This window comes from Aquabacterium sp., assembly GCF_014378415.1.
Classification (GTDB): domain Bacteria; phylum Pseudomonadota; class Gammaproteobacteria; order Burkholderiales; family Burkholderiaceae_C; genus Aquabacterium.
On record NZ_JACMNS010000086.1, the window covers coordinates 1 to 4,524 of the forward strand.

4 protein-coding genes are annotated in these 4,524 nt (G+C 61.1%); all 4 read left to right on the plus strand.

Features of this window, described 5'->3' with window-relative positions:
• A partial coding sequence (locus tag H7225_RS07820; RefSeq protein WP_290660529.1) for a DUF2345 domain-containing protein occupies positions 1-921 on the plus strand: 921 nt, incomplete at its 5' end.
• The gene (locus H7225_RS07825; RefSeq protein WP_290660531.1) at positions 918-1,715 is read left to right on the plus strand and encodes a DUF4123 domain-containing protein; all 798 of its coding nucleotides are present in this window, start codon (positions 918-920) and stop codon (positions 1,713-1,715) included. The genes H7225_RS07820 and H7225_RS07825, both read left to right, overlap by 4 nt.
• A 19-nt stretch (positions 1,716-1,734) precedes the next feature.
• Positions 1,735-2,265: a DUF3304 domain-containing protein gene (locus H7225_RS07830; RefSeq protein WP_290660533.1), complete on the plus strand. Its 531-nt coding sequence runs from the start codon at positions 1,735-1,737 to the stop codon at positions 2,263-2,265.
• An 88-nt stretch (positions 2,266-2,353) separates the two neighbouring features.
• Positions 2,354-4,093: a DUF2235 domain-containing protein gene (locus H7225_RS07835; protein WP_290660535.1), complete on the plus strand. Its 1,740-nt coding sequence runs from the start codon at positions 2,354-2,356 to the stop codon at positions 4,091-4,093.
• Positions 4,094-4,524: the final 431 nt, after the last annotated feature.

Consider the following 4,524-nt stretch of genomic DNA (forward strand, 5'->3'; position numbering starts at 1 on the left):
ACCGACGCCTGGGGCGGCCTGCGCGCCGCGCGTGGCGTGATGATCAGCACCTTCGGGCTGAACAACGGGCTGTGGATGAGCAGCGAGCCCGCAGGCGACAACGCCGCAGGCATGGCCCTGGCCCGGCAAGTGCAGCAACTGGCGCAAACCTTCCACCAGGCGGCCACCACGCACCAGACGGTGGGGCTGGCCATCGCGGCGGGCAGCACGGGCGCCAATCAAAGTGCCTTGAACGACCAACTGGCGCCAGCGGCCGCATTGACCAAGAGCCTGAGCGGCATGGTCAGCGCGGCCGACTTGCCCAGCGCCAGCGCCGACGCTAGCGACAAGGCCACCAGCACCGGGCCGGGCAAGGTGCCGCACATGGCTGATCCGAACATCGCCATCATCGGCAAGGCGGGCGTGGGCATCACGGCGGGGCAAGACATCCACCTGAGCAGCGAAGACACCACCGCCATTGCCAGTGGGCAAGACACGCACTGGGCCGTGGGCGGGCAAATGCGCGTTCACACGGGGCAGGTCATTGGGATGCTGGCGGGGGCGATTCAGCCGGGCACCGAAGCATCAGGCAAAGGCTTGACGATGATCGCCGCGCAGGGGGCGATTGATCTGCAAGCACAAGCGGGCCCGGCGCAGATCGCGGCCAGGGACATGCTGGAGATCAAGACGGCCAACGGCACCCTCCAGGTGGCGGCCAGCAAGCGGGTTGTGCTGGCCGTGAGCGGCGGGGCCAGCATCACGATCGATGGGGGCAGCTTGACGGTGGAGTGCCCGGGCAAGATCACCGTGCAGGCAGCGATGCGCAGCTTGGTGGGGCCTGGCACCGCCGAAACGCCAGCGCCCGACATGCCAAAGTCAAACTTCTGTTTGCCCTGCTTCTTGCGAGCAGCCAAGGCAGCGTCTCCTTTGGTGCCAGCATGACTCAAGCGCCAAGCTCAAACCAATACTGGCTTTTTGATGCAAGCGCCCTGACGCCTTCGCAGATCGATGGGCTGCGCCAGGCTCCCCAGGCTCGCTGGCTCTACGACCATGTTCAAGACGAGCAGGCCGCATCAGTGGGGCCGGTGCTGGTTGCGCCGTGTGCAGCGGCCGATCAGCTGGCCGCGTTGTTGCAAGCCGATGATGCCCGTGCCTGGGCGGTCGCAACGCTGCATGCACAGGCAGACTTCGGCACCTTGGCGCAGCATTTGGTGGCAGTGCGTTACCTTCATACGCAGGATGGCCAGCGCTACTACCTGCGCTATGCCGACAGCCGCTGCCTGGTGACGCTGTGGGGTGTGTTGGGCGCATCGCAACAAGGTGCAATGCTGGGGCCGGTGCAACGCTGGGCCTACACGGATCGTCAAGCCCAGCCGCAGGTCATCAGCATTGCCCATGAATCCGCATCAGGCACTTTCGCCAGATCAACCATGTCACTGCGCTTGAACAATCAGCAATTGGGCGCCTTGCTGCAAAGCACCTGGCCCGATCAATTGCTCTGCTCCGTGGCCGAACGACAGCCCGATCTTGGTGGACACGGCCTGACATCCTGGCAGCGCTACACCTGTGCGCAGCGGGTATGCGACTGGTTGCTTGCAGAGCAAGAGGACCGGTATCCGGTTCAGGTCGAAATGCTGAAGCTCGGCTTGTCGAATGCCTCGCTTGATTGGGATGAGGCCCAATGGGCAGCATCCCTGAGGGCAAGTCACCAAGCATGCATCGACTCATGCGCCTGACTCTGAAAGATTGAACCCCATGTTTTTATTCAAACGATTGCTTCGTCTGTGGCTCATTGCCCTGGTGTGGGGGCTGACGGCCTGCAACGCCATGGGTGGCGGTCAGCAAGAAGGCGAGGGTGTTGGCCTGACCGGCATTGACCATTTGGCCGATCACCTCAGCGTGCAGCATTTCTCTGTAAATGGCTACGGTGGCGCTCAAGCTGGCAAGGGAGGAAGCTTGGTGTGCTGCGCCATTGTTCCCAAAAAGTGGACGCCAGGGCTGAAGGCGCATGTCGAGTGGCGCGTGACCAACTGGAAAGAGCAGACAGGCGAAGAGCATCAGGCCGACGTGCCCATTGACCGCTATGACGAGGTCGGCCGAATGTTCGTCCACTTCCTGGCAAATGGGCAGGTACGAATTACGTTGGCGAACGAGTCTACACGCAGCCCGACGTATCCAGGCACGCGCGACCCCATTCCCCAAAAAGAGCCTTGGAAGGTCTACCCCAGGCCGAGAAAAGTGAATCCCAACAACCCATTCAATGACTCCGATGACAACCAGCAATGAGACTGTGGTACCCGCTCATCCGGCTGGACCTACCCCTGGCATCAAGTCTGTTCACCCTGAAAAGGAACCGCAAGTTCATCAATGCGAAATGGCACTGAACATTGGCGTATTTTTCGATGGCACAGGCAACAACCAGGACTGGGCGGAGCCGGGACACGGGGAGACTCAGTTACAGCGCCACAAGGACAGCAATGTTGCGCGCCTCTTTCAGTCCTACCAAGACGATGACTTGAATGGTTATTTTCGTATCTACGTTCCTGGTGTCGGAACGCCATTTCCCAAAATAGGCGAGGTCGATCCAGCATCGTTGGGTGCTGCATTTGGCGCCGGTGGTGATGGCCGAATCAATTTCGGATTGCTGCAAGTCATCAACTCAATTTACTGGAGCATCTCCCCCAACAGGCGCTTGTACGCCCCCGATGACACCATCAAGGCCTTGTGCCGCAATGGCAAACGGGCCACGACAGTAGGGCGTGGCGGTGATCGGCAACGGGCACCTTTGGTGTCCCACGAAGACGAACCAGCCCTGCGCCGCGTGAGCATGGATGCCAGCGGAGGGCTGCTGCTTGACGACATGACGGCCAAGGCACCACAACGCTTGGCCTTCTTCAAGCGCGCATGTTCAGACATCAAGGCCAAGATGGCCGAGGTGCGCAAGCCCAAGATCACCGAGATCTTCATTGACGTGTATGGCTTCTCACGTGGGGCAGCCCAGGCGCGCACCTTCACCAATTGGCTGCTGGAATTGTTTGAGGGCGACGCCCTGTGTGGCGTGCCCGCCAAGATCAGATTCCTGGGGTTGTTTGACACCGTGGCCTCGGTGGGCTTGCCTGCCTCGTTCGGCATGGGGCAGAACGGGCACAGGTCATGGGCGCAGCCAGAGTGGCTGCAGATCTCCACGCAGGTCAAGAACTGCGTGCATTACGTGGCCATGCACGAGAACCGTGGCTCGTTCCCGGTTGAATTGATCCAACAGAACGGCTGCATCTCGGACAACTGCCAGGAGTTCATGTTCCCCGGCATGCACTCGGATGTGGGTGGCGGTTATGCGCCCCAAGAGCAAGGGCGCGGGCTGCATGGCAAGAACGAGGAGAAGCTATCTCAGATGGCGCTGAACGCCATGTATCAGGCTTCTCGCAAGGCATTGGTGCCGCTGGACAGAGGCCTTGCCAGTGATGACGCACACGACCCGTTCGAGGTCGCCGATGCGACCGTTGACGCGTTCAACGCCTTCATGAAACCCCGCCAGCAACCAAGGCAGGTGCGTGAATGGCTGTTTGAGTACATCGCCTGGCGCTATCAAGTGCGCAACACGTACCTGACCCTGCCCTGGCACCAACGGGCCAACTCAGCAGAACGTGCTGATTTGACCGGGGCCAATCAACAACTCTTGACCGATGTGGCTGCCCTCGAACTTCGCCGTCATCCCGCGTCAACTGCCACCTGGGACGAGGATGACCCCCAAGCCATCTGGCAGCGCAATGCGCAGGCCCGTGTTCATAAACTGAGGGACGAGGCGCCCACCATCTTCAAGCGCTTGCAGGCCACACCCTTGGTTGACGCGGCCGCCAGCACCTTGTTTGCCGACTACTGCCACGACTCTTACGCAGGCTTCAAGCCATTCGACAGATTCAAGGTGCTTGGCTGGGATCCGGTGCCAGGCTCTTGGGAGCCAGAAGGTTATTTGCGCTGGCGCCGCCGTTACGAGGGCGACGATGTTCAACTGGTGCGCAACGAACCGGCAAAATTGCCGGGGCAGGCACCCGTCACCATGATGGCGTCACGGGCAAAACCGGGCACTGACTCATCCACAGCCGTGGCGGCTTGAGCCGCAATGCAGACGAAGCTGAGAACCTTGCCTCGGTGACATCATCGGACCAAGCAAGGTGATCATGGATCGAGAGCGGATTTGGCGCTGTCCCGGGCCATGGCAAGACGCACAAGGCCTGCATGTGGGCCTACGCCAAGGGCGTGCTCATCGTCAAATCCCCCAGAAATCAGGCGCTTGAAATATCGAACTCAAGGGAACATGCCAGCAAGATTCACGCCTCAACCCCAGTTTTCATGCGGGTTGTAGAGATTTTGCAGGGCCGACTAGTCAGGTCAACAAGCAGCGCCAAGTCGGCGATTTGCTGGCCCCTGGGCTTCTAGGCCGCTCGCCTCGCGGGGGCGCTGTGTTCAGCGCCCCGCCATCACCTCGCGCACCGTGGCCACCTGCCGCCTCGACACGGCCAGCCACTCGCCTGTGGGGCCGACCTG